The organism is Niabella hirudinis, from assembly GCF_051201075.1.
Lineage (GTDB): Bacteria > Bacteroidota > Bacteroidia > Chitinophagales > Chitinophagaceae > Niabella > Niabella hirudinis.
The window spans coordinates 305,040-323,832 of the sequence record NZ_JBPEHJ010000006.1 but is presented as its reverse complement, the minus strand read 5'-3'; the positions used below and the strand labels follow the sequence as shown (position 1 = coordinate 323,832).

The 18,793-nt window shown below is 46.4% G+C and carries 21 protein-coding genes; 13 read left to right on the top strand and 8 right to left on the bottom strand.

The window, feature by feature from the left end; genetic code table 11:
* The first annotated feature begins 31 nt into the window (after positions 1 to 31).
* The 6 genes from GGU45_RS14135 to GGU45_RS14110 all read left to right on the top strand — a co-directional run bounded on the left by GGU45_RS14135 (position 32) and on the right by GGU45_RS14110 (position 5,631).
* A complete protein-coding gene (locus tag GGU45_RS14135; protein WP_435225747.1) occupies positions 32 to 1,018 on the top strand; it encodes a long-chain-fatty-acid--protein ligase in 987 nt (328 codons plus the stop codon).
* A gap of 297 nt (positions 1,019 to 1,315) precedes the next feature.
* On the top strand, positions 1,316 to 2,704 hold the full coding sequence (dacB, locus tag GGU45_RS14130; RefSeq protein WP_435225745.1) for a D-alanyl-D-alanine carboxypeptidase/D-alanyl-D-alanine endopeptidase: 1,389 nt from the start codon (positions 1,316 to 1,318) through the stop codon (positions 2,702 to 2,704).
* 147 nt (positions 2,705 to 2,851) lie between these two features.
* Positions 2,852 to 3,850, top strand: coding sequence for an L-glyceraldehyde 3-phosphate reductase (mgrA, locus tag GGU45_RS14125; RefSeq protein WP_435225743.1), 999 nt, complete (start codon positions 2,852 to 2,854; stop codon positions 3,848 to 3,850).
* Between the two features lie 81 nt (positions 3,851 to 3,931).
* Positions 3,932 to 4,663: a DUF4488 domain-containing protein gene (locus GGU45_RS14120; RefSeq protein WP_435225741.1), complete on the top strand. Its 732-nt coding sequence runs from the start codon at positions 3,932 to 3,934 to the stop codon at positions 4,661 to 4,663.
* Positions 4,664 to 4,720: 57 nt separating this feature from the next.
* Positions 4,721 to 5,176 (top strand): Xre family toxin-antitoxin system antitoxin, encoded by a 456-nt coding sequence (locus GGU45_RS14115; RefSeq protein ID WP_435225739.1) that lies wholly within the window; start codon positions 4,721 to 4,723, stop codon positions 5,174 to 5,176.
* A complete protein-coding gene (locus GGU45_RS14110; protein ID WP_435225737.1) occupies positions 5,176 to 5,631 on the top strand; it encodes an RES family NAD+ phosphorylase in 456 nt (151 codons plus the stop codon). The genes GGU45_RS14115 and GGU45_RS14110 overlap by 1 nt, the downstream gene beginning before the upstream one ends.
* A 323-nt stretch (positions 5,632 to 5,954) precedes the next feature.
* Here the strand turns inward: GGU45_RS14110 and argC are convergent, their stop codons facing one another.
* The 3 genes from argC to GGU45_RS14095 are packed head-to-tail and all read right to left on the bottom strand — an operon-like array spanning position 5,955 to position 8,947.
* Positions 5,955 to 6,938, bottom strand: coding sequence for an N-acetyl-gamma-glutamyl-phosphate reductase (gene argC, locus GGU45_RS14105; protein ID WP_435225735.1), 984 nt, complete (start codon positions 6,936 to 6,938; stop codon positions 5,955 to 5,957).
* A 56-nt stretch (positions 6,939 to 6,994) separates the two neighbouring features.
* Positions 6,995 to 8,200 carry an argininosuccinate synthase gene (gene argG, locus GGU45_RS14100; RefSeq protein ID WP_435225733.1) on the bottom strand — a complete coding sequence of 402 codons (1,206 nt, stop codon included), beginning with the start codon at positions 8,198 to 8,200 and terminating at the stop codon, positions 6,995 to 6,997.
* Positions 8,201 to 8,224: 24 nt separating this feature from the next.
* The gene (locus tag GGU45_RS14095; RefSeq protein ID WP_435225731.1) at positions 8,225 to 8,947 is read right to left on the bottom strand and encodes a GNAT family N-acetyltransferase; all 723 of its coding nucleotides are present in this window, start codon (positions 8,945 to 8,947) and stop codon (positions 8,225 to 8,227) included.
* Positions 8,948 to 9,253: 306 nt separating this feature from the next.
* Here GGU45_RS14095 and GGU45_RS14090 point away from each other — a divergent pair, with 306 nt between their 5' ends.
* A complete protein-coding gene (locus GGU45_RS14090; RefSeq protein ID WP_435225730.1) occupies positions 9,254 to 9,691 on the top strand; it encodes a hypothetical protein in 438 nt (145 codons plus the stop codon).
* Here the strand turns inward: GGU45_RS14090 and GGU45_RS14085 are convergent.
* From GGU45_RS14085 to upp, 3 genes are all read right to left on the bottom strand, one after another.
* A complete protein-coding gene (locus GGU45_RS14085) occupies positions 9,680 to 10,378 on the bottom strand; it encodes an SAM-dependent methyltransferase (protein ID WP_435225729.1) in 699 nt (232 codons plus the stop codon). The two genes, GGU45_RS14090 and GGU45_RS14085, sit on opposite strands and share 12 nt — an antisense overlap.
* 169 nt (positions 10,379 to 10,547) lie before the next feature.
* Positions 10,548 to 11,888, bottom strand: a complete 1,341-nt coding sequence (gene gdhA / locus GGU45_RS14080) for an NADP-specific glutamate dehydrogenase (RefSeq protein ID WP_435225727.1) — start codon at positions 11,886 to 11,888, stop codon at positions 10,548 to 10,550.
* Positions 11,889 to 12,033: 145 nt separating this feature from the next.
* Positions 12,034 to 12,684 carry a uracil phosphoribosyltransferase gene (upp, locus tag GGU45_RS14075; RefSeq protein ID WP_435225725.1) on the bottom strand — a complete coding sequence of 217 codons (651 nt, stop codon included), beginning with the start codon at positions 12,682 to 12,684 and terminating at the stop codon, positions 12,034 to 12,036.
* A gap of 494 nt (positions 12,685 to 13,178) precedes the next feature.
* Here upp and GGU45_RS14070 point away from each other — a divergent pair, with 494 nt between their 5' ends.
* The 5 genes from GGU45_RS14070 to GGU45_RS14050 all read left to right on the top strand — a co-directional run bounded on the left by GGU45_RS14070 (position 13,179) and on the right by GGU45_RS14050 (position 16,772).
* Positions 13,179 to 14,261 (top strand): anhydro-N-acetylmuramic acid kinase, encoded by a 1,083-nt coding sequence (locus GGU45_RS14070; RefSeq protein WP_435225723.1) that lies wholly within the window; start codon positions 13,179 to 13,181, stop codon positions 14,259 to 14,261.
* 290 nt (positions 14,262 to 14,551) lie between these two features.
* Positions 14,552 to 14,842, top strand: a complete 291-nt coding sequence (gene gatC / locus GGU45_RS14065; RefSeq protein ID WP_435225721.1) for an Asp-tRNA(Asn)/Glu-tRNA(Gln) amidotransferase subunit GatC — start codon at positions 14,552 to 14,554, stop codon at positions 14,840 to 14,842.
* Between the two features lies 1 nt (position 14,843).
* Entirely contained in the window at positions 14,844 to 15,539 is a 696-nt protein-coding gene (locus GGU45_RS14060; protein WP_435225719.1) for an ABC transporter ATP-binding protein, read from the top strand.
* A gap of 112 nt (positions 15,540 to 15,651) precedes the next feature.
* Positions 15,652 to 16,212 carry a cob(I)yrinic acid a,c-diamide adenosyltransferase gene (locus tag GGU45_RS14055; protein ID WP_435225717.1) on the top strand — a complete coding sequence of 187 codons (561 nt, stop codon included), beginning with the start codon at positions 15,652 to 15,654 and terminating at the stop codon, positions 16,210 to 16,212.
* Positions 16,213 to 16,367: 155 nt separating this feature from the next.
* Positions 16,368 to 16,772, top strand: a complete 405-nt coding sequence (locus GGU45_RS14050; protein ID WP_435225715.1) for a hypothetical protein — start codon at positions 16,368 to 16,370, stop codon at positions 16,770 to 16,772.
* Positions 16,773 to 17,014: 242 nt separating this feature from the next.
* On the opposite strand, the gene GGU45_RS14045 is transcribed toward GGU45_RS14050, so the two are convergent.
* Together GGU45_RS14045 and GGU45_RS14040 are read right to left on the bottom strand one after the other, a co-directional pair.
* Positions 17,015 to 17,671: an ABC transporter ATP-binding protein gene (locus GGU45_RS14045; RefSeq protein WP_435225713.1), complete on the bottom strand. Its 657-nt coding sequence runs from the start codon at positions 17,669 to 17,671 to the stop codon at positions 17,015 to 17,017.
* A 52-nt stretch (positions 17,672 to 17,723) separates the two neighbouring features.
* Positions 17,724 to 18,368 (bottom strand): hypothetical protein, encoded by a 645-nt coding sequence (locus GGU45_RS14040; RefSeq protein ID WP_435225711.1) that lies wholly within the window; start codon positions 18,366 to 18,368, stop codon positions 17,724 to 17,726.
* 175 nt (positions 18,369 to 18,543) lie between these two features.
* On the opposite strand from GGU45_RS14040, the gene GGU45_RS14035 reads away from it, so the two are divergent.
* A complete protein-coding gene (locus tag GGU45_RS14035; RefSeq protein WP_018627833.1) occupies positions 18,544 to 18,765 on the top strand; it encodes a DUF2795 domain-containing protein in 222 nt (73 codons plus the stop codon).
* Positions 18,766 to 18,793 lie beyond the last annotated feature (28 nt).

The window sequence follows — 18,793 nt, the reverse complement described above, 5'->3', positions numbered from 1 at the left end:
TTAATCCTTTTGTATTTTTGCTGCTTATCTTATGGAAGTGGAAGTATTGAGAGACGCGATATTTGCAGACGGGGCAGCCGGTTTTGAATCCCTTGCAATGGAGGTGTTTTTGTTTCAGTATCAGCAAAATCGTATTTACAGGAATTATGCGGATGCTATTGGCTGCAAAGTGTCTGAAGTGGCCGGTTTGTCCGATATTCCCTTTTTGCCCATCCGTTTTTTTAAAACTCATACAGTTGCGGCTACATCCTTTGAACCCGATGTTTTTTTTGAAAGCAGCGGTACAACGGGAGCCGTAAATAGCCGGCACCTGGTAAAAGACGCCGGGTTGTATGTGCGTAGCTTTACAAAAGCATTTGAGCTTTTTTATGGGAGTGCGCAGGATTATTGCATCCTGGGTTTGCTGCCATCTTACCTGGAGCGGGGGCATTCCTCACTGGTTTTTATGGTGGATCAGCTGATCCGCGATAGCCGCCATCCCCGCAGCGGTTTTTATCTTCATGATTTTAATGCGCTGGCTCAGACCCTGAAAGCCCTTGAAAAAAGTGGCCAGAAGACCCTGCTTATTGGTGTAACCTATGCTTTAATCGACTTTTCGGAGCAGTTCCCCATGCCGTTACAGCATACCACCATCATGGAAACAGGCGGAATGAAGGGAAGGCGGCGGGAGCTGATCCGCGATGAGGTGCACGACCTGCTGAAGCAGCGTTTTGAGGTACCGGTGATTCATTCTGAATATGGTATGACGGAACTGCTTTCACAAGCCTATTCAAAAGGGGCGGGGCGCTTCTTTACGCCGCCCTGGATGCGCGTAGTGTTAAGGGAGGAAGATGATCCGCTTTCCGTTATTACGGGGCCGGAACGTGGTGTGCTCAATATTGCAGACCTGGCCAATCTTTATTCCTGCAGTTTTATTGCAACCGATGACCTGGGAGCTGTGTATCCGGACGGAAGCTTTGAAGTGTTGGGCCGGCGCGATAACAGCGATATCCGCGGCTGCAGCCTGCTGGCGCTCTGAATGAGTAGTCCGGCAAGTTTTCTTCCATAAACGAATACTCCTTTTTTATTTTAGATTCTTTATTCGATATTTTACATTGATAGCGGGACTCCGATAAATCGGGGATAAAAAGCGAGCGGATTGACTATACCACTGACGCTACTTCCCGCCTCATGGATTTGTGTACCGGCTTTCACGCAAAGATGCGAAGGAGCCGGAACGCAAATATTTTTGTTGCATATTTTACCTGGCTTGAAGTATAATTCATCTCTTGAAAAGTATTAAATGTTGTACTTTCCCTTCTCAATGGTATTTTCTATGCGTTTTTTTTCTATGCGTTTTTTGATTCTTTTATGGTTTACACTGGGATGGATGACGGCACAAGGACAACTGTCTTCCCGGCTTTCCGCTGCAATGGAAACCTTTAATACAGATGCACAGCTAAAGTATGCTTTAAGCTCCCTATATGTAATAGAGGCAGAAACGGGAAAAGCCGTTTTTGATCAGAACAGTAATATCGGCATGGCCACAGCTTCTACTGAAAAGATTGTGACTGCCGCTACAGCCTTTGATGTACTGGGTAAGGAATACCGGTACGAAACCCGGTTCGGAATTATTAATACGCCGCGGGGAAAAAGCTTATACGTGGATCCCTCGGGGGACCCCACACTGGCCAGCTGGCGCTGGGAGGAAACAAAGGACATTGCATTCCTGGCAAGATTGAAGGCCGCCATAAAGGAAGCAGGTATTAAGGAGCTGAATAGCATCGTGATCTACACCGGTAATTGGGGGGCGGAGACCATTCCTGATGGCTGGATCTGGCAGGACCTGGGCAACTATTATGGCGCCGGTGCACAGGCGGTCAACTGGCGCGAGAATCAATTTGACCTGGTATTGAAATCGGGTGCAGCTTTGGGCAGCGCGGTTTCGGTGGTGAAAACAATCCCTCATCTCTACGATTACCCGATCACGTCGCTGGCTACTGCCGCTGAAAAGAACTCCGGTGATAACAGTATTTTGTATTATCCTTCTATGGGCCGGAAAACGGGCGTACTGACCGGAACCATTCCTGCCGGTCAAACCAGTTTTGTGGTGTCCGGATCCATATACGACCCGGCTAACCAGTTTGCGAAAACGGTGATCAACAGCCTTAAAGGCGTGGTCCGTTTTTCCAATGATAAAGTAGCTACTACAGATAAGGAAGTAAAGGATGTAAAATGGGTGTATACCAATAGTTCTCCGGAGCTTTCAAAGATCATTTACTGGTTTCTGCGGAAAAGCATCAACCTTTATGGGGAGGCTTTGTTACGGACAGTGGGGCTGAAGGAGAAGGGTATGGCTACCACCGATAACGGAATTGCGGCGATACAGGAACATTGGAAAACAAGAGGGGTGGCACCGGATGCATTGCATTTATATGATGGTTCAGGACTGTCGCCCCAGAACCGGATCACCACGGGCGCACAGGTAGCTATTCTGAAATATGCCCGGCAGCAATCCTGGTTTGTGGATTATTACGAGGGCTTTCCCTTGTACAATGATATGAAGATGAAGAGTGGTACCATCAACCGGGTAAAGGGTTTTTCCGGCTATCAGAAGGCGAAGGACGGGAAGGAGTATATTTTTTCGTTCCTGGTTAATAACTACAATGGAAGCGCGCTTTCCCTTGTACGGAAGATGTATAAGGTGCTGGATGAGCTGAAGTGATGGAAGTGAGATGTTTTGGAAGTGAGATGTTATTAGTGAGATGTTGTTGGTGAGATGTTTGAAGTGAAATGTTGTTGGTGAGATGTTGGTTATGAGATGTGGCGTGAATACGGTAACGGTAATATTGTACATAAAAAAGTTGGTAAAATGAAATTTAATGCGTTAAGATATGCAGATATGCAATACCGCAGATGTGGTCATTCCGGTTTGAAACTGCCGGCTATTTCGCTGGGCTTATGGCATAATTTCGGCGATGTAGATGATGAAAAAGTATACCGTAAAACCCTGCACCATGCTTTTGATGCCGGCATTACCCATTTTGATCTGGCTAATAACTACGGACCTCCTCCGGGTTCTGCGGAAACTAATTTTGGAAAGTTCCTTCATACGGATTTTAAACGCCACCGGGATGAACTGGTCATTTCCACAAAAGCGGGTTACACTATGTGGGATGGGCCCTATGGGGACTGGGGGTCTAAAAAATACCTGGTTTCGAGCCTGGATCAAAGTTTAAAACGTATGAAGCTGGAGTATGTTGATATTTTTTATCATCACCGGCCCGATCCGGAAACACCGCTGGAAGAAACGATGACGGCACTGGACCTGATCGTACGGCAGGGAAAAGCATTGTATGTGGGCCTTTCCAATTATCGTAAGGAAGAGGCGGCAAAGGCCTTTAAGCTATTAAAGAGACTGGGTACGCCATGCCTCATCCATCAGCCGAAATACTCCATGTTTGAACGCTGGGTAGAAGATGATGGTTTGCTGGATCTGCTGGAACAGGAAGGGGTGGGGTGCATTCCTTTTTCGCCCCTGGCCCAGGGCCTGCTGACCAACAAATATCTGAAGGGGATCCCTAAAAACTCACGGGCTGCAAAAAAACATGGGTTTCTTCAAAAAGACCAGATCACAAGGGAGCGTCTGCAACAGGTGCAGCAGCTGAATGCGCTCGCCGTTAAACGCGGCCAAACGCTTGCCCAGATGGCCCTGGCCTGGCTTTTAAAAGACCGGCGGGTTACTTCTGTGCTGGTAGGGGCCAGCAGCAGCGCCCAGTTGCTGGATTCTGTAGGATGCCTAAAAAACAGTACCTTTAGTAAGGAAGAATTGAGCCGGATCGGGCGTATTCTGAAAGAAACATCATTATAGCCGGTTCTGTTGATGCCAGACAAGCAGTAAAAAGGCACGGGTTCATACCTTGATACATTGCGAAGCATAAAATCATTTCTGATGAAATTGAAATATCAACTCGCTTTATGGAGCATGGCTTGCCTCATCCTGTTCGCCGGGTTTAGAGGGCAGGATGCAAAGAGCCCGGTAAGCGGCAGCTGGATGCATACCAGCGGGGATGATACCTGGCTGCTGATGGCCGCCGATGGCTATTGTATGGTTACCTATTACGATGCTTCGGGAAAACGTTTTTTCAAAACCTTTGGCGGATTTCAGCAGGTGGAAAACGGAAAGTTGCAGCTCCAATACCGGTTTCATTCAGAAGACAAAAGCAAGACAGGTACCCGGGATGATTTTACGTGGAATGCAAAAGGCAGAAAGGCACAAAGTGATCTATCGGGGAAAACCGGACAATGGACTAAAGTGGGGGATGCTGATAGTAAGATGACGGGGATCTGGCGTATCACCAAACGTAAAGAAGCTAATGATCTTAAGGATATAAAACTGGCTCCGAGACGTACCTTGAAATTCCTTACCAACGACCGGTTTCAATGGGCAGCCATTAATGTGGAAACGGGAGAATTTTCTGGCACCGGCGGCGGCACTTATACATTTAAGAATGGGACCTATACCGAAACGATCGGCTTTTTCTCAAGAGACAGCTCAAGGGTTGGAATGAAGCTGGAATTTAAAGACCGGCTGGAAGGAGCCGATTGGGTACATACAGGATTGAGCTCCAAGGGCGATCCTATCTATGAAGTATGGTCCAAAACTCCGGAAAATGAACGATAAGGGAAAGGGTTTTTGATTTCGACAAAAAACACATATCTTTGTGACAAATGTCGTAGTATGAAAAAAAACGTAAAACGATATCCTGTTGCAGAAGACCCGCCTCTTTCACTTGTTTCAGATTTTGGAGCTATTTATCAGGTGCCGGATAATGCCACCAAAAGAGCGCCTGCAGTAAAAGACTTCACCTATACCCATTTCAGAAAAATAGCAGACCGGGCACCCTTTAGTTTGAATGAGTGGGCTGATCTTCTTTATATATCCGAACGTTCACTGCATCGCTATGCAAAAGAAGACGGTGGCTTTAATGGGTTGCAAATAGAGCGGATCCTTTTACTTGCAAAGCTTATTGATATCGGTAATGAATTTTTTGGAAAGGATGGTTTTCGCCAATGGCTGCGCAGCCATCCCTTTTCCTTAAACGGGGCAATGGTTCAGGAGTTGCTCACTACGCATACCGGTATTCAGGAGGTAATTGATCTGCTTCATCGTATGGAACACGGAATTTCTGCCTGATGCTTGTTTATCGCCTGGTGCATACACCCTACAGAGAAGATATATCCGGTTTTGGGGCCTTTTTGTTCGGGGGGCGCTGGAACTCAAAAGGGGTATACGCTTTATATACAGCTGAACATATTTCTCTTGCTGTGTTGGAGATTGTTGTTAACTATGACAGGAGCCTGTATAAAATGCTGCCGGAGTATTATCTTTTGACACTGAAAGTACCGGAGAGCCGGATGGTGCAGATCCAGCAAAATGTGTTAAAGGAAAAATGGGTGGAGGATTTTGAATACACCCGCTTCATGGGCGACCAGTTCCTGCAGCAACAGTCGCATCTTGCGTTAAGGTTGCCCTCTGCGGTGATTCCCGAAGAATCAAACCTGTTGCTGAATCCACAGCATCCTGATTTCAGAAAAATAAAAATTACGGATTCCCGGCCCTATGGGTTGGATAACCGGTTGTTTGGATAGGAAGGTCCCTGTATTGATTTGAGGTTTGAAAGCTAACGACCGGCCACTAAGCGCGGGTTTCAAGTTTTCCCGAGAATCGGGATAATGTTCCAGGTTAAGTTCCGGCTATAACGCTGGACGCCGCTGTCCATATTTTTAGATTTTCATAGAGAAAGGCTGCTTCAAAAGTCGCTTTACAGCATGATGTCATTCTGAACTTGTTTCAGAATTTATTGGCGAACAATCATCTTTAGATGCCGAAACAAGTTGCCAATAACAAAATCTTCAAATATTTAAGGGTTTGATACTCAAATCTGATAACAGAAATTCAACGGTTGACGGCTCTAGAACGCTGCCGGTTTCAGGTTTAAGCCAGCCCGCTCGTCAAGGCCAAAAACCAGGTTCATATTTTGCACAGCCTGTCCGCAGGCTCCTTTTAGCAGGTTATCTGCCGCCGAATGGACTACCAGTTTAGTACCTACTTTTTCCAGCTGGATCACAGCCTTATTAGTGTTTACTATTTGTTTAAGGAAGATGGGAGCGCGGCTCACCACGGTAAACGGGTGTCCCTGATAAAAATCTTCAAACAGCACATAGAGTTCTTCCAAAGACAGATCTGCTGTGATGGTGGAACTTACAAAGATGCCCCGGGCAAAATCACCCCGCCAGGGCACAAAGCTTAAGTCAATCTCTGTCCCCGGCTGCAGTTGATCCAGCGACTCGCCGATTTCTCCCAGGTGCTGATGGGTAAGGGTTTTATAAGCCTGGATGTTATTGGCCCTCCAGCTGAAATGTGAGGTTGCTGCCAGCTTTTGCCCGGCGCCTGTAGAGCCGGTGATACCGGTAGTGTAAATTTCTTTAAGAATGCCGGTTTGGGCCAGCGGCAGCAAACCCAGCTGAATGGTTGTGGCAAAACAACCGGGATTGGCAATATTATGTGCCTTGCGGATTGCCTCGCGATTCAGCTCTGGCAGCCCGTAAACGAAGTTCCGGTTGATATCAGGCTGGCTGTTGTCCTTTCTTAGGCGGAAATCATTGGCCAGGTCGATGATCTTAACGGATGCGCTGATGGGTGTTTCTCTCAGGAACTTTGTAGATTCTCCATGTCCCAGGCAAAGGAACAGCACATCTATATCCTGCGAAATATCGCCGGTAAATTTCAGATCCGTATCACCCACCAGATCGGCATGCACATCTACGATAGGTTTTCCGGCATTACTTCGGCTGTGAATAAATGAGATGGTTACAAAAGGGTGATGGATGAGTAAACGAATCAACTCACCACCTGTATATCCTGCGCCACCGATTATTCCAGCTTTTATCTTCATGCGTATCTGTTGTTTTATTGTATGCTTTGCGGAACCGCAAATTTAAGCAAAACTACTTAGTTTCCTTCCCCGGCGTTTTCTTTGATGATGTGATAAATAGATGTTTGATTACCGAATATCCTGGTAAAGCCTTTTACATCATCTCCGGTAAAGCTCCTGTTGGCTTCGCCATAACTGCCAAAGGCGTTATTCATCAGGTCATAAGGACTTTCGATGCCCAATACCTGGTAGCGGTAAGGATACAGTTGCAAAAACACATCGCCTGTTACGTTATGCTGACTGCTTTGCAGGTATGCCTCAATATCGCGCATTACGGGATCCAGTATCTGGCCTTCATGCAGCCAGGTGCCATAAAACTGGGAGATCTGGTCTTTCCATTGCAGCTGCCATTTGCTTAAAACGTGTTTTTCCAGTGCGTGATGTGCTTTAATGATCAGTATGGGAGCTGCCGCCTCAAATCCTACGCGCCCTTTAATGCCGATGATGGTATCGCCCACATGAATATCGCGGCCAATACCGTAGGGGCCGGCAATTTGCTGCAGATGTTGTATGGCTTGCGTTGGATGATCAAATGTCTGGTCGTTTACTTTTTTCAACTCACCCTTTTCAAAGGAAAGTTTTACGGATTCGGTACCGGTTTGGGTTACCTGCGTAGGCCAGGCCTCATCGGGCAGGTATCCGTTGGAAGTAAGGGTTTCCTTACCGCCCACACTGGTGCCCCAAAGCCCTTTGTTGATTGAATAAACCGATTTTTCAAAGTTCATATCCACTCCTTTGCTTTTCAGGTATTCTACTTCCGATGCACGGCTGAGGTTCATATCCCGGATGGGGGTAATGATTTCAATCCCCGGAGCCATGATGTGAAACACCATATCGAACCGTACCTGGTCGTTACCTGCTCCGGTGCTGCCATGCGCAATGGCATCTGCATGAAGTTCTTTTGCATAGCTGGCAATATGCAGGGCCTGGCTCAGGCGTTCTGCAGATACGCTGAGGGGGTAGGTATTGTTCTTTAATACATTTCCGTACACCAGGAACCGGATAATGGAATCATAATAGTTTTTAACGGCGTTTACGGTTTTGTGCGATTTTACGCCCAGGTTCCTGGCATGTGCTTCTATCTTCTCTAACTCCTCATTACTAAAGCCCCCGGTATTTACAATAATGCTATGTACCTCGTATCCCTTTTCTTCGGTCAGGTATTTTACACAATACGAGGTGTCTAAGCCGCCGCTAAACCCTAATACAACTTTTTTAGCCATTATGATTTGATTTAAATAATGATATTATAAATGAAACATGTTCTTTAAAAAAGATTTCAATGTTCCGCTGCCGCTGCCGCCGCCGGTTTTATCTTTTTTCCGGAAAGCTTTCAGGAACTTCCATTGTTTAAAACGCTGTAAACGTTCCAGCCCCGTTTTGTTTTCTTCAAAAAAGGCTTTTGTTTCCTCGGGCTCATAATGATCTTTGGGATCATACAGCATGGCGGTGCACATGCAGTTTTTGCGATCCTTGCTCATGAGGATCTCGTAGTTAACGCAGCTTTTACAGCCTGCCCAAAACTGCTCGTCCTGCGTCAGCTCCGAGTAAGTAACGGGCTCGTAACCCAGGTCGCTGTTGATCTTCATTACCGCCAGCCCGGTGGTTAACCCAAAGATTTTGGCTTCGGGGAACATTTTACGGCTGAGTTTAAATGTAGTTTGCTTGATCCTTTTAGCAACGCCGCTTTTACGGAAATTGGGCGAAACGATCAGTCCGGAGTTGGCCACATATTCGCCATGACTCCAGGTTTCTATATAGCAAAAGCCCACCCAGTCGCCACTGCCGGTAACGGCGATGACGGCCTTCCCTTCATCGATCTTTTTTTCGATGTATTCCGGACTTCTTTTTGCAATACCGGTACCACGGGCTTTTGCCGATGATTCCATTTCGTCCGTAATAGTTGTTGAATATTTTTTATCGGCAGCTTCTGCTACTCTTACGATAATTTCCTGGTTGAGATTGTCCACGATGTATTGTTAAATGAAATTTGCGGGAGACCAGTCCTGATAAGTTTTTTTCGGAGATCTTTCACTGACAGGGCCCAGGTCAGGGGTTTGTCCTGTCAGCAATCAGGACAGCGCATCGGTCGTGGAAAACATACGGCTACATCAAAACCAACGGCGTAGATCCCCGTGGTTATATTTGCATGAAATGCAACGTGTTTTGTATGTTTTAAAAAGTTATTCATTTAAAAACAAATTGTACTTTCGAATCACAAAAATAATGCAATATTGAATATTGCGCACTAAATTTTTTTTAATTAAACCTTTTTTATGGAAACCTTACCAACTGAGAACCAGAAGGGAGCAAACAAACGTTCGGGTTGCCGCCGTTATTTTTTTACAGGGTTGCTGGTGCTGGTCGTAATTGCGGGGGCTTATGTTTACTGGAACTATTATAACGTGTTTGGGGATGGTGTAAAATCGGGGATTCTGAAAAATGTAGTGCGCAAGGGACAAATATTTAAAACCTTTGAAGGCGAGCTGATCCAGGCGGGCATTAAGGGCGCTGTGGGCGGTGGCGCGCAGTCTAATAATTTTGTTTTTTCGATTGAGAATAAGCGGATTTATGATACCCTGGCCATTCATAGCGGCAAGCGTTTTGATCTGCATTATAAGGAGTTCCGGGGTGCGCTGCCCTGGAGGGGCAATACGGTTTATGTTGTAGATAGCATCATCTCGATGACTGATGGCGGTGTTTCACCGTTTTAATAAAAAAATGACAGGCCTTTTGTGCAGGTCGGTGTGTTCCTTTTGCCATTGCTGAATGGTTTTTGTTTGTATGGATTCCTGGTTGCCGGTAATATCTGCTGCAATACAGAGTTTTGTTTGGGGGTGACCGTGTTTTAACAGGGTCTCAAGCAATTGGTTATTCCGGTAAGGGGTTTCTATAAAGATCTGTGTGCTGTTTTTGCGCTGCGATTCGTTTTCCAGCTCTTTGATGGCTTTTATCCGTTGCCCGTTATCAATAGGGAGGTAGCCGGTAAAGCTAAATTGCTGACCGTTTAACCCGCTGGCCATCAGGGCCAGCAAAATAGAGCTGGGTCCTACGAGGGGTACTACCTTTGCGCCGGCTTCCTGCGCCGCAGCCACCAAAAGCTGGCCCGGATCGGCCACACCGGGGCAGCCGGCTTCACTGATGATGCCGATGGTTTTTCCTGCTGCCAGTTTTTGTTTGAACTGCTGCAATAGGTTTTCCTCTGCTTTCTGAATACCATACCATTCAAAATCATCGATCACGATTTCTTTTCTGAGCTGCTTCAGATACCTCCGGGCGGTGCGCTCGTTTTCTACAAAAAGCACCGTACATTTTTCAATGGCTTCCAGCAGGTAGGCCGGCAATGACTCCAGGTTGTCTTCGTGCAGGTACGTAGGGATGAGGTAAATAGTTGCTGTCATCAGGCAATGTTACAATAATGATAGCAATAAACAACCGGTCAGTAAATAACATCTGTATCCCAAACACCGCGGGAGAAAAAGAAGCCGTTTTCTTAGAAGGCCATAAAACAAAAAAAGGAGGCCTCACATTTCGGGAGGTCTCCTTTTAACATGATTTTTACGGTTTGTTTTATACAACTCCCTGTGAAAGCATGGCTTCGGCCACTTTCACAAATCCGCCAATATTGGCTCCTTTTTCGTAATTGATATGCCCATCTTTTTCGTGTCCGTGTTTCATACAGATATGATGGATATCGCTCATGATTTCTTTCAGCTTATTATCTACCTTGGTTCTTCCCCAGGAGTAGCGCTGTGAGTTTTGCGACATTTCGAGGCCCGAAACGGCCACGCCTCCCGCATTCGCCGCCTTACCGGGCGCATACAGCACTTTTGCTTCATGAAAGGCCACCACGGCTTCGGGGGTACAGGGCATATTGGCACCCTCGGCTACACAAATGCAGCCGTTTTGTATCAGTATAGCCGCATCTTCCGCATCCAGCTCATTTTGAGTGGCATTGGGAAGGGCGATGTCGCATTTAATGCCCCAGGGCTTCTGCCCCGGGAAAAATTCGCAGCCATAGCGTTGCGCATATTCTTTTATGCGGCCGCGCTGATTATCCTTAAGGTCTTTGATGTACTCAAGTTTTTCCTGATCGATGCCCACTGGATCGTAAATAAAACCTTCTGAGTCGGACATCGTGAGTACCTTGGCGCCTTTTTCAATACATTTTTCGGCTGCAAACTGTGCCACATTGCCGGAGCCGGAAATGAGCACTCTTTTGCCTAACAGCGTATCTTCCTGTACTTTCAGCATTTCTTCTACAAAGTAAATAAGACCATAGCCGGTGGCTTCGGGTCTTATAAGGCTGCCGCCCCATTCAAAGGCCTTACCGGTCAATACCCCGTTAAAAGTACCGGTGATGCGTTTGTACTGGCCAAACAGGTAACCGATTTCCCGTTTGCCCACCCCGATGTCACCTGCCGGGATATCAATATCATCGCCAACATGCCGGTAGAGTTCGGTCATAAAACTCTGGCAGAATTTCATGATTTCGTTGTCGGATTTTCCCTTGGGGTCAAAATCGGACCCGCCTTTTCCACCGCCCATGGGCAGGCCGGTAAGGCTGTTTTTAAATACCTGCTCAAATGCCAGGAATTTTAACACACTGAGCGTAACTGTTGGATGAAACCGCAGTCCCCCTTTATAGGGGCCAATAGAGCTATTCATTTGCACCCTGAAGCCACGGTTTACCTGTACTTCACCTTTGTCATCGATCCAGGGCACGCGGAACATCACCACCCGTTCCGGCTCAACGATCCGCTCCAGGATTTTGCTGTCTTTATATTTTGGCTGCGTTTCAATATAGGGGATGATTGATTCTGCAACTTCTGTAACTGCCTGTAAAAATTCCGGCTCGCCGGCGTTTCTTACATTTACCTTTTCAATAAAAGGCCTGATTGATTCATTCATATTTTAAAAATAACTAAGATGGATTTAGTGGGGAAAAGTACAAAAATATTTTTTTAACATGCATTAGTTTTTTTAAAATATTTATATAGAATGCTGAAAAAGTTTAGCAAATGTTCATTTTTTTGTCCATTTTAATGGAGGCGGGTCAGTATTGGGCCTTGCCTCCAAATGCCAGATCCCCCGCATCTCCCAGTCCGGGTACAATATATCCTTTTGCCGTTATTTCATCGTCAATGTCCCCGCACCAGATTTTTAACGCCGGTTCTTCGCGCAGTACGTATTCGATACCTTCTGTGCAGGCGATGGCCGCGGCTACATAAATACTTCTGGGCCGGCCCATTTCCCGCAGGTATTGAATGGTTTTTACCAGTGAAGCGCCGGTAGCCAGCATAGGATCCGATATGATGACGATGCGGTCTTCCAATACCGGACTGCTCAAATACTCTACATTGATGGTAAAACTTCCGTCTTTATGATGTTTGCGGTAGGCAGAAACGAAGGCATTATCGGCCTTGTCAAAATAATTTAAAAGCCCCTGGTGCATGGGGAGTCCTGCTCTTAAAATGGTTGCCAGCACCGGCTGGTTTTCTAATACGTTGGAATTTGAAATGCCCAGGGGCGTTTGTGTTTCTTCGGTTTTGTAAGGCAGTTCCTTGCTGATTTCATAGGCGATCACCTCGCCAATACGCTCCAGGTTGCGGCGGAAACGCATCCGGTCATCCTGAATATCTATATTCCTCAATTCACTTACCCAGTTGCTTACCAGGCTATGTTGCTCGCTTAAATTAATGACCATAATCTTGCGGTTTATAAGTTGTTGTTTCCGGTATAATAAAAATAAGACAATATTTGAGAATACCGTTATCAGAGAGGGTGCGCAACATTTTTTGTAATTCTTTTTTAACGCAAAGGACGCAGCGAATATGCAAAGCCCGCAATGGCGGGTTACTATTAAATATCCTTGCGAACCTCGCGAATTCCTGGCGCACCTTGCGGTTAAAACCTGAGTCTAAAAGAAGTTTGAAAGAATGTCATGCACCCATCAGAGATCAGCATCCAGTATCGGGCATCCAGAATGGGGGCGACTGTGCATTTAGCGTTCAGCACTCAGCCGTATTTAGCCAATGCAAACCCATTGTCCGCACAGAACACCAAGTATAAAAACCGGAACTAACGTCAAACGTGAAACCTCAAACCTGAAACGCTCCCTCAGCCCTTGGGAAAACGGATTGCGGATGGCTGTTCCGATTGCTTTGAATCAGCTATTTTTGGCAAATCTAAAAGTATACTATGATCTACAGGGCTATTGGAATGATGAGCGGCAGTTCGCTGGACGGGCTGGATATTGCATTTGTGGAATTTCACGAGAACGGCGGCAAATGGCAGTATGAGATCCTGCAGGCCGATTGCCTGGCTTATACTCCTGAATGGAAGCTGAAGCTGGAACAAGCCACGGAGCTGAATGCAATGGACTACCAGCTGCTGCATACGGCATACGGGCATTATATAGGCGCCCAGGTAAATGCATTTATAGATCGCTATGATCTGCATTATAAAATAGCGGTGATCGGTTCGCACGGGCATACCACGTTTCATGTTCCGGAGCAGCGGATGACGGGGCAAATAGGCGATGGAGCCGCTATAGCCGCACAAACAGGGCTAACGGTGGTATCTGACCTGCGTGCCATGGACGTAGCCCTCGGGGGGCAGGGGGCGCCCATTGTACCCATTGGCGAGCAACTCTTACTGCAAGGCTACCGCTATTTTCTAAATATAGGGGGTATCGCCAATCTTTCGATAAAAGATGACCGTTGCCGGGCTTTTGATGTATGCGCGGCAAACCGGGTGTTGAATCTGCTTGCCGGAGAACTGGGAAAGGATTTTGACGAAGATGGCGCGCTGGCGGCTACAGGCGTTGTAAATGAGGCCCTGCTGAATGAATTGAATGCATTGAACTTTTATCAGCTGCCGGCGCCCAAATCGCTGGCTAATAGTTTTGGAACGGATATGGTTTACCCCATCCTGAAGCGCCACGGAGGCCAGGTAGCAGATCAGCTGCGCACCTATGTGGAGCATATCGTGCAACAGGTGGCACGCGCCCTGGAAACCGATAACAGCTATGGCGTTGGAGAAGAAAAGCTGCTGATAACGGGCGGCGGGGCGCTGAATGGTTTTCTGACAGGCCGGTTAACGGAAGTATTAAAAGTGACCTTGGTTGTTCCGGAAGAAAAACTGGTATTGTATAAGGAAGCCATGATTATGGCATTGATAGCGGTGTTGCGCTGGCGGGAGGAAACCAATGTGCTGGGATCGGTAACCGGGGCAAGCCGCGATAGCGCCGGCGGGGCCATGTGGCTGGGAAACTCCGGGTGAATGTAAAGTGCCGAATGTGAAATGTTGTATGTGAGATGTTGAGTGTGAGATGTTGCATGTGAAATGTTGTATGTGAAATGTTGAGTGTAAAATGTTGAGTGTGAGATGTTGTATGTAAAATGTTGCATGTTAAATGTTGAATGTGGAAGTGGAGGATTTCCTTGTGTTCCATGATTTTTTTGTTCGAAGACAATTACCGCTTCTTCATTCTGAATTGGATATTTTTCATTTTCACATTTTCACATTTCCACATTTCCACATTTTCAAATTGTATAATCTATCTTTGACAAATGGAAGTAAATGAAGCATTGATCGACAAACTGGCCCATCTTTCCAAGCTCAGCTTTTCTCCGGAAGAGAAACAGGAATTCCGTGGAGACCTTGAAAAGATGATTGGATTTGTAGAAAAGTTGAACGAACTTGATTTGAAAGATGTTGCGCCATTGATGCATATGAGTGAAGAGATCAACGTGCTAAGGGATGATCGTGTTGAGGGGTCTGTTTCCCGGGAAGCGGCATTATTGAATGCCCCGGCCACGGATGGTGTTTTTTTTAAAGTGCCCAAAGTGATCCGCAAATAATGTGACGCAATCCATTATCCATATCAATGACCTGCGAAAGAGCTACTATATGGGCCAGCAGGAACTACCTGTTTTAAAAGGCGTTTCATTGAATATTAACAAAAATGAATACGTGGCATTAATGGGGCCTTCCGGCAGCGGAAAAAGCACATTAATGAATATTCTCGGTTGCCTGGATACGCCCACTTCCGGCACTTATGTGCTAAATGGCAAAGACGTAAGTAAAATGGAAGACAATGCACTGGCGGAAGTGCGCAATAAAGAGATCGGTTTTGTATTTCAGCAGTTCAATTTACTGCCCCGGCTGACGGCGCTCGAAAACGTGGCATTGCCGCTTATTTACGCAGGCATCCGAAAGAATGAACGGAACGAAAAAGCGATGCGCATGCTGGAGCTCGTGAATCTTACCGACCGTTATCATCATAAGCCGAATGAATTAAGCGGTGGTCAGTGCCAACGTGTGGCCATCGCCCGCGCCCTGGTAAATGACCCCTCCCTGATCCTGGCAGATGAGCCTACTGGTAATCTGGATACAAGGACCTCTTACGAAATTATGGATATTTTTAACCGGATACATGGAGATGGGAATACGGTGGTGCTGGTAACCCACGAGGAGGATATTGCCCGTTATGCCCACCGGATTATAAGGTTACGCGATGGGGTTATCGAAAGCGACCGGCTGAAGGCTGAACGCTAAACGCCTGTTTCAGGTTTAACGTTCAATGTTTCAGGTTGGTGTCTTTTTTATACCTGATGTTCTGTTCACTATTGTCTATTCACCACATTTCCACATTTTCAAATTTTTCCACATGACTTTTCGTATCTACACAAAGACTGGCGACAAAGGAAAAACTGCTTTGATTGGCGGTACCCGGGTGTCCAAAGCGCATCTGAGAATAGAGGCTTATGGGAATGTAGATGAACTCAATTCCTGCATTGGATTGTGCAGGGATGTACAATCCGACCCAGGGACGATGGACCTGCTAAGGGAGGTGCAGGACCGGCTTTTTACCATTGGTGCATTGCTGGCCAGGGACCCGGCAAAAGATACCAAAATGATACTGCCGGACCTGCATGAAACAGACCTGCTGCAGCTGGAGAATGCGATTGATACGATGATGGCGGTGTTGCCGGAAATGAAATCGTTTGTTTTACCGGGAGGGAGTGTTGCTATTTCCTATCTCCACCTTGCCAGGTGCGTTTGCCGCCGGGCAGAGCGCTCCTGCGTGCGGCTGCAGGAAGAGGAGCCAGTGGAAGAAAGAGCGATCAGATATCTGAACCGGCTGAGCGACTACCTGTTTGTGCTTGCCCGTTATACCGGTCGTTGTACCGGAATTGACGATATTCCCTGGAGGCCGCGCAGCTCCTGATTTTTGTTTTAACATAATAATAAAAAAGCTATACATGACTGCATCGTCCTGATGCTGAAGGTTCTGTTTTTATAGTGTTTTATGGCTATCCGGGCTTGGCATGGATCTTGGTTCGCCTAAAGCACAGCAAGCTTTTAAACCGTAAAAACAGAAATATGAAAACAACTACAAAGATCATTTTGATGACTATGGTAACAAGCGTATTATTTTTAATGGCCTGTTCCCGTACAAAGGACGCTATTGGCGCAGATTCTATTGAAAACCTGGTGTCTGTTATTGAGTGGAAAAGTGTGATAACAGCCGATGGTACAGATTTGGTGCCATTTGGAGGGTATGCTAAATTTAAGAAGAACGATCACCAGATTCACTATTATGAAGCAGGCGGAACACAGGTGAAGACCGACTCTTATGCTTTTAACAACGGATCCAAGAGAATGACCTGGAACGGTGTGGAATATGAAATACAGGAAAATTTTGCAGCCTCCTCAAAAACGCTGACACTTATTGATCCAACCACAAAAAAAGCGGTTGTAATCTTTTTCAGAGAACGGCAGGGATAACTCAATTAGAATTTGAAAATTTGAAAATGTAAGAAGGTTGGAATCCCGCGGGGCGGGACAGGTTATGGAAATGTGGGAATTTATGATGTCTGATCGACCTACTAAGATACGAAATACATATAAATGTTGAAACCGATACTCATTTTCACATTTCCATATTTTCAAATCAGCACATTTTCAAATTTTTAAATTAATATGAAGATCTGGTTAGTGGTTGAGATCTGAGAATTGAAGTGAAACGCTTAATGCTGAATAATGATTCCATCCTTCATGTGCAAGGTACGGTCGCTGAGGGTGGCCAGTTCCTCATTATGTGTAACAATCAGGAAGGTTTGTTGAAACCGGTCGCGGAGATCAAAAAACAACCGATGTAGTTCTCTTGCGTTTGTGGTATCGAGGTTGCCGGTGGGCTCGTCTGCAAAAATAATTTCAGGCCGGTTAATTAATGCCCGCGCCACCGCTACCCGCTGCTGCTCGCCACCGCTGAGCTCGCTGGGTTTATTTTCAAGCCGGTGATCAACCCCCAGTATGGCCAATAGTTCCCTGGCCTCGCGGGCTGCTTCTTTTTTTCGGCGTCCGCCGAGCCAGGCGGGGATACATACATTTTCCAATGCAGAAAATTCGGGCAGCAGGTGGTGAAACTGGAACACGAACCCGATATTTTTATTCCGGAAGGCCGCCAGTTGCTTTCCGTTGAGTGCGCTTACCGGGATGTTGTTCATGATCACAGAACCAGTGTCGGGCTTATCCAGTGTACCCAAAATATGGAGCAGCGTACTTTTACCACTGCCGGAGGGGCCAACGATTGAAACAACTTCCCCTTTATTAATGTCAATATCGACACCTTTCAGCACCTGAACGGAGCCGTAGGCCTTGTGTATTTGTTTTCCCGAAATCATGCTCCTTGCTTAATAACCGTAAATATAGCAATTGTGCCGGTAGCAACGGGCATTAAAAAAAGGAATAGCGAAGCCCTACGCTCCCCTCAATTCTGCTCAGGCTTTCAAGCTGCTGTTCGTTAAGTTTTACAGATGCCCCATTGACTTGCATGGAGGAAAGTTTGCCGCTATATACACTGATAAGGATACCGGCAAAGAGCTTGCGCACAATACGCAGGTCGCCCCCGAGTTCTGCCATTGCACCAATTGTGCTTCCCTTTGAGTTGGCGCCGGCCGGGCCAATCACCGCGTTATCCCTGTAGCCCAAATACCCGAGTGAAATGCCGGACAGAAAATGAAAATTGCCGGAATAGCTGATCAGACGGGTTTGATAAACGGGTCCTGCATACCGGATCTTTATATTGCTGGAAGCAAACTGCCCGGTGACGAGATTGCCGGATCCGGAACTGCTAAATTCCGAGTACTTTATTCCGATGCCTGACTGGCGGTTGAAAAAGTAGGAAAAACCTGCTTCAAACGCGGGGCCGCGGGAGATATTTTTATAGTAGTCATTTGATGAAGGCTTTTTTCCCAGCCGGTAAGCGTATCCACCGGAGGCGGAGATCCGGAGCCTGGGCGATGGAGTTTCAATATCCTGCGCATAGGTTGCGAGAAAGGGCAAACTGACCAACGCTGCCAGAACGATTTTTTTGAGCATGTTTTGGTGCTGTTTAGTGTTGTCGATTTATATCAAAAAACAACCGATTTTTCGTTGTTTCCGAATAAAAATAAGTATTTTTTAAATTCCGGAATACAGTTACTTTTGCAAAAATTTGAAAATACCCTGAACCTTGTTTCAGGTATCCTGTTAATATCTAAAAACCGAATAGAGTATGTTTTGGACACTTGAGTTAGCCTCTTATTTAGAAGATGCCCCCTGGCCGGCTACCAAAGACGAACTGATCGATTTTGCGATCAGGAGTGGAGCGCCCATTGAAGTGGTTGAAAATTTACAGGAGCTGGAAGATGAAGGCGATGTTTATGAAACGATCGAGGACATCTGGCCCGATTATCCCACTCAGGAAGATTTCCTGTTTAACGAAGACGAATACTAACATTTCCGGGAAAATTAAAGAAACTGAA

Coding starts and splice junctions, on each gene's coding strand:
- GGU45_RS14135 (WP_435225747.1), top strand. CDS start 32: ATGGAAGTGGAAGTATTGAGAGACGCGATATTTGCAGACGGGGCAGCC.
- dacB (WP_435225745.1), top strand. CDS start 1,316: ATGCGTTTTTTTTCTATGCGTTTTTTGATTCTTTTATGGTTTACACTG.
- mgrA (WP_435225743.1), top strand. CDS start 2,852: ATGAAATTTAATGCGTTAAGATATGCAGATATGCAATACCGCAGATGT.
- GGU45_RS14120 (WP_435225741.1), top strand. CDS start 3,932: ATGAAATTGAAATATCAACTCGCTTTATGGAGCATGGCTTGCCTCATC.
- GGU45_RS14115 (WP_435225739.1), top strand. CDS start 4,721: ATGAAAAAAAACGTAAAACGATATCCTGTTGCAGAAGACCCGCCTCTT.
- GGU45_RS14110 (WP_435225737.1), top strand. CDS start 5,176: ATGCTTGTTTATCGCCTGGTGCATACACCCTACAGAGAAGATATATCC.
- argC (WP_435225735.1), bottom strand. CDS start 6,938: ATGAAGATAAAAGCTGGAATAATCGGTGGCGCAGGATATACAGGTGGT.
- argG (WP_435225733.1), bottom strand. CDS start 8,200: ATGGCTAAAAAAGTTGTATTAGGGTTTAGCGGCGGCTTAGACACCTCG.
- GGU45_RS14090 (WP_435225730.1), top strand. CDS start 9,254: ATGGAAACCTTACCAACTGAGAACCAGAAGGGAGCAAACAAACGTTCG.
- GGU45_RS14085 (WP_435225729.1), bottom strand. CDS start 10,378: ATGACAGCAACTATTTACCTCATCCCTACGTACCTGCACGAAGACAAC.
- gdhA (WP_435225727.1), bottom strand. CDS start 11,888: ATGAATGAATCAATCAGGCCTTTTATTGAAAAGGTAAATGTAAGAAAC.
- upp (WP_435225725.1), bottom strand. CDS start 12,684: ATGGTCATTAATTTAAGCGAGCAACATAGCCTGGTAAGCAACTGGGTA.
- GGU45_RS14070 (WP_435225723.1), top strand. CDS start 13,179: ATGATCTACAGGGCTATTGGAATGATGAGCGGCAGTTCGCTGGACGGG.
- gatC (WP_435225721.1), top strand. CDS start 14,552: ATGGAAGTAAATGAAGCATTGATCGACAAACTGGCCCATCTTTCCAAG.
- GGU45_RS14055 (WP_435225717.1), top strand. CDS start 15,652: ATGACTTTTCGTATCTACACAAAGACTGGCGACAAAGGAAAAACTGCT.
- GGU45_RS14050 (WP_435225715.1), top strand. CDS start 16,368: ATGAAAACAACTACAAAGATCATTTTGATGACTATGGTAACAAGCGTA.
- GGU45_RS14045 (WP_435225713.1), bottom strand. CDS start 17,671: ATGATTTCGGGAAAACAAATACACAAGGCCTACGGCTCCGTTCAGGTG.
- GGU45_RS14040 (WP_435225711.1), bottom strand. CDS start 18,368: ATGCTCAAAAAAATCGTTCTGGCAGCGTTGGTCAGTTTGCCCTTTCTC.
- GGU45_RS14035 (WP_018627833.1), top strand. CDS start 18,544: ATGTTTTGGACACTTGAGTTAGCCTCTTATTTAGAAGATGCCCCCTGG.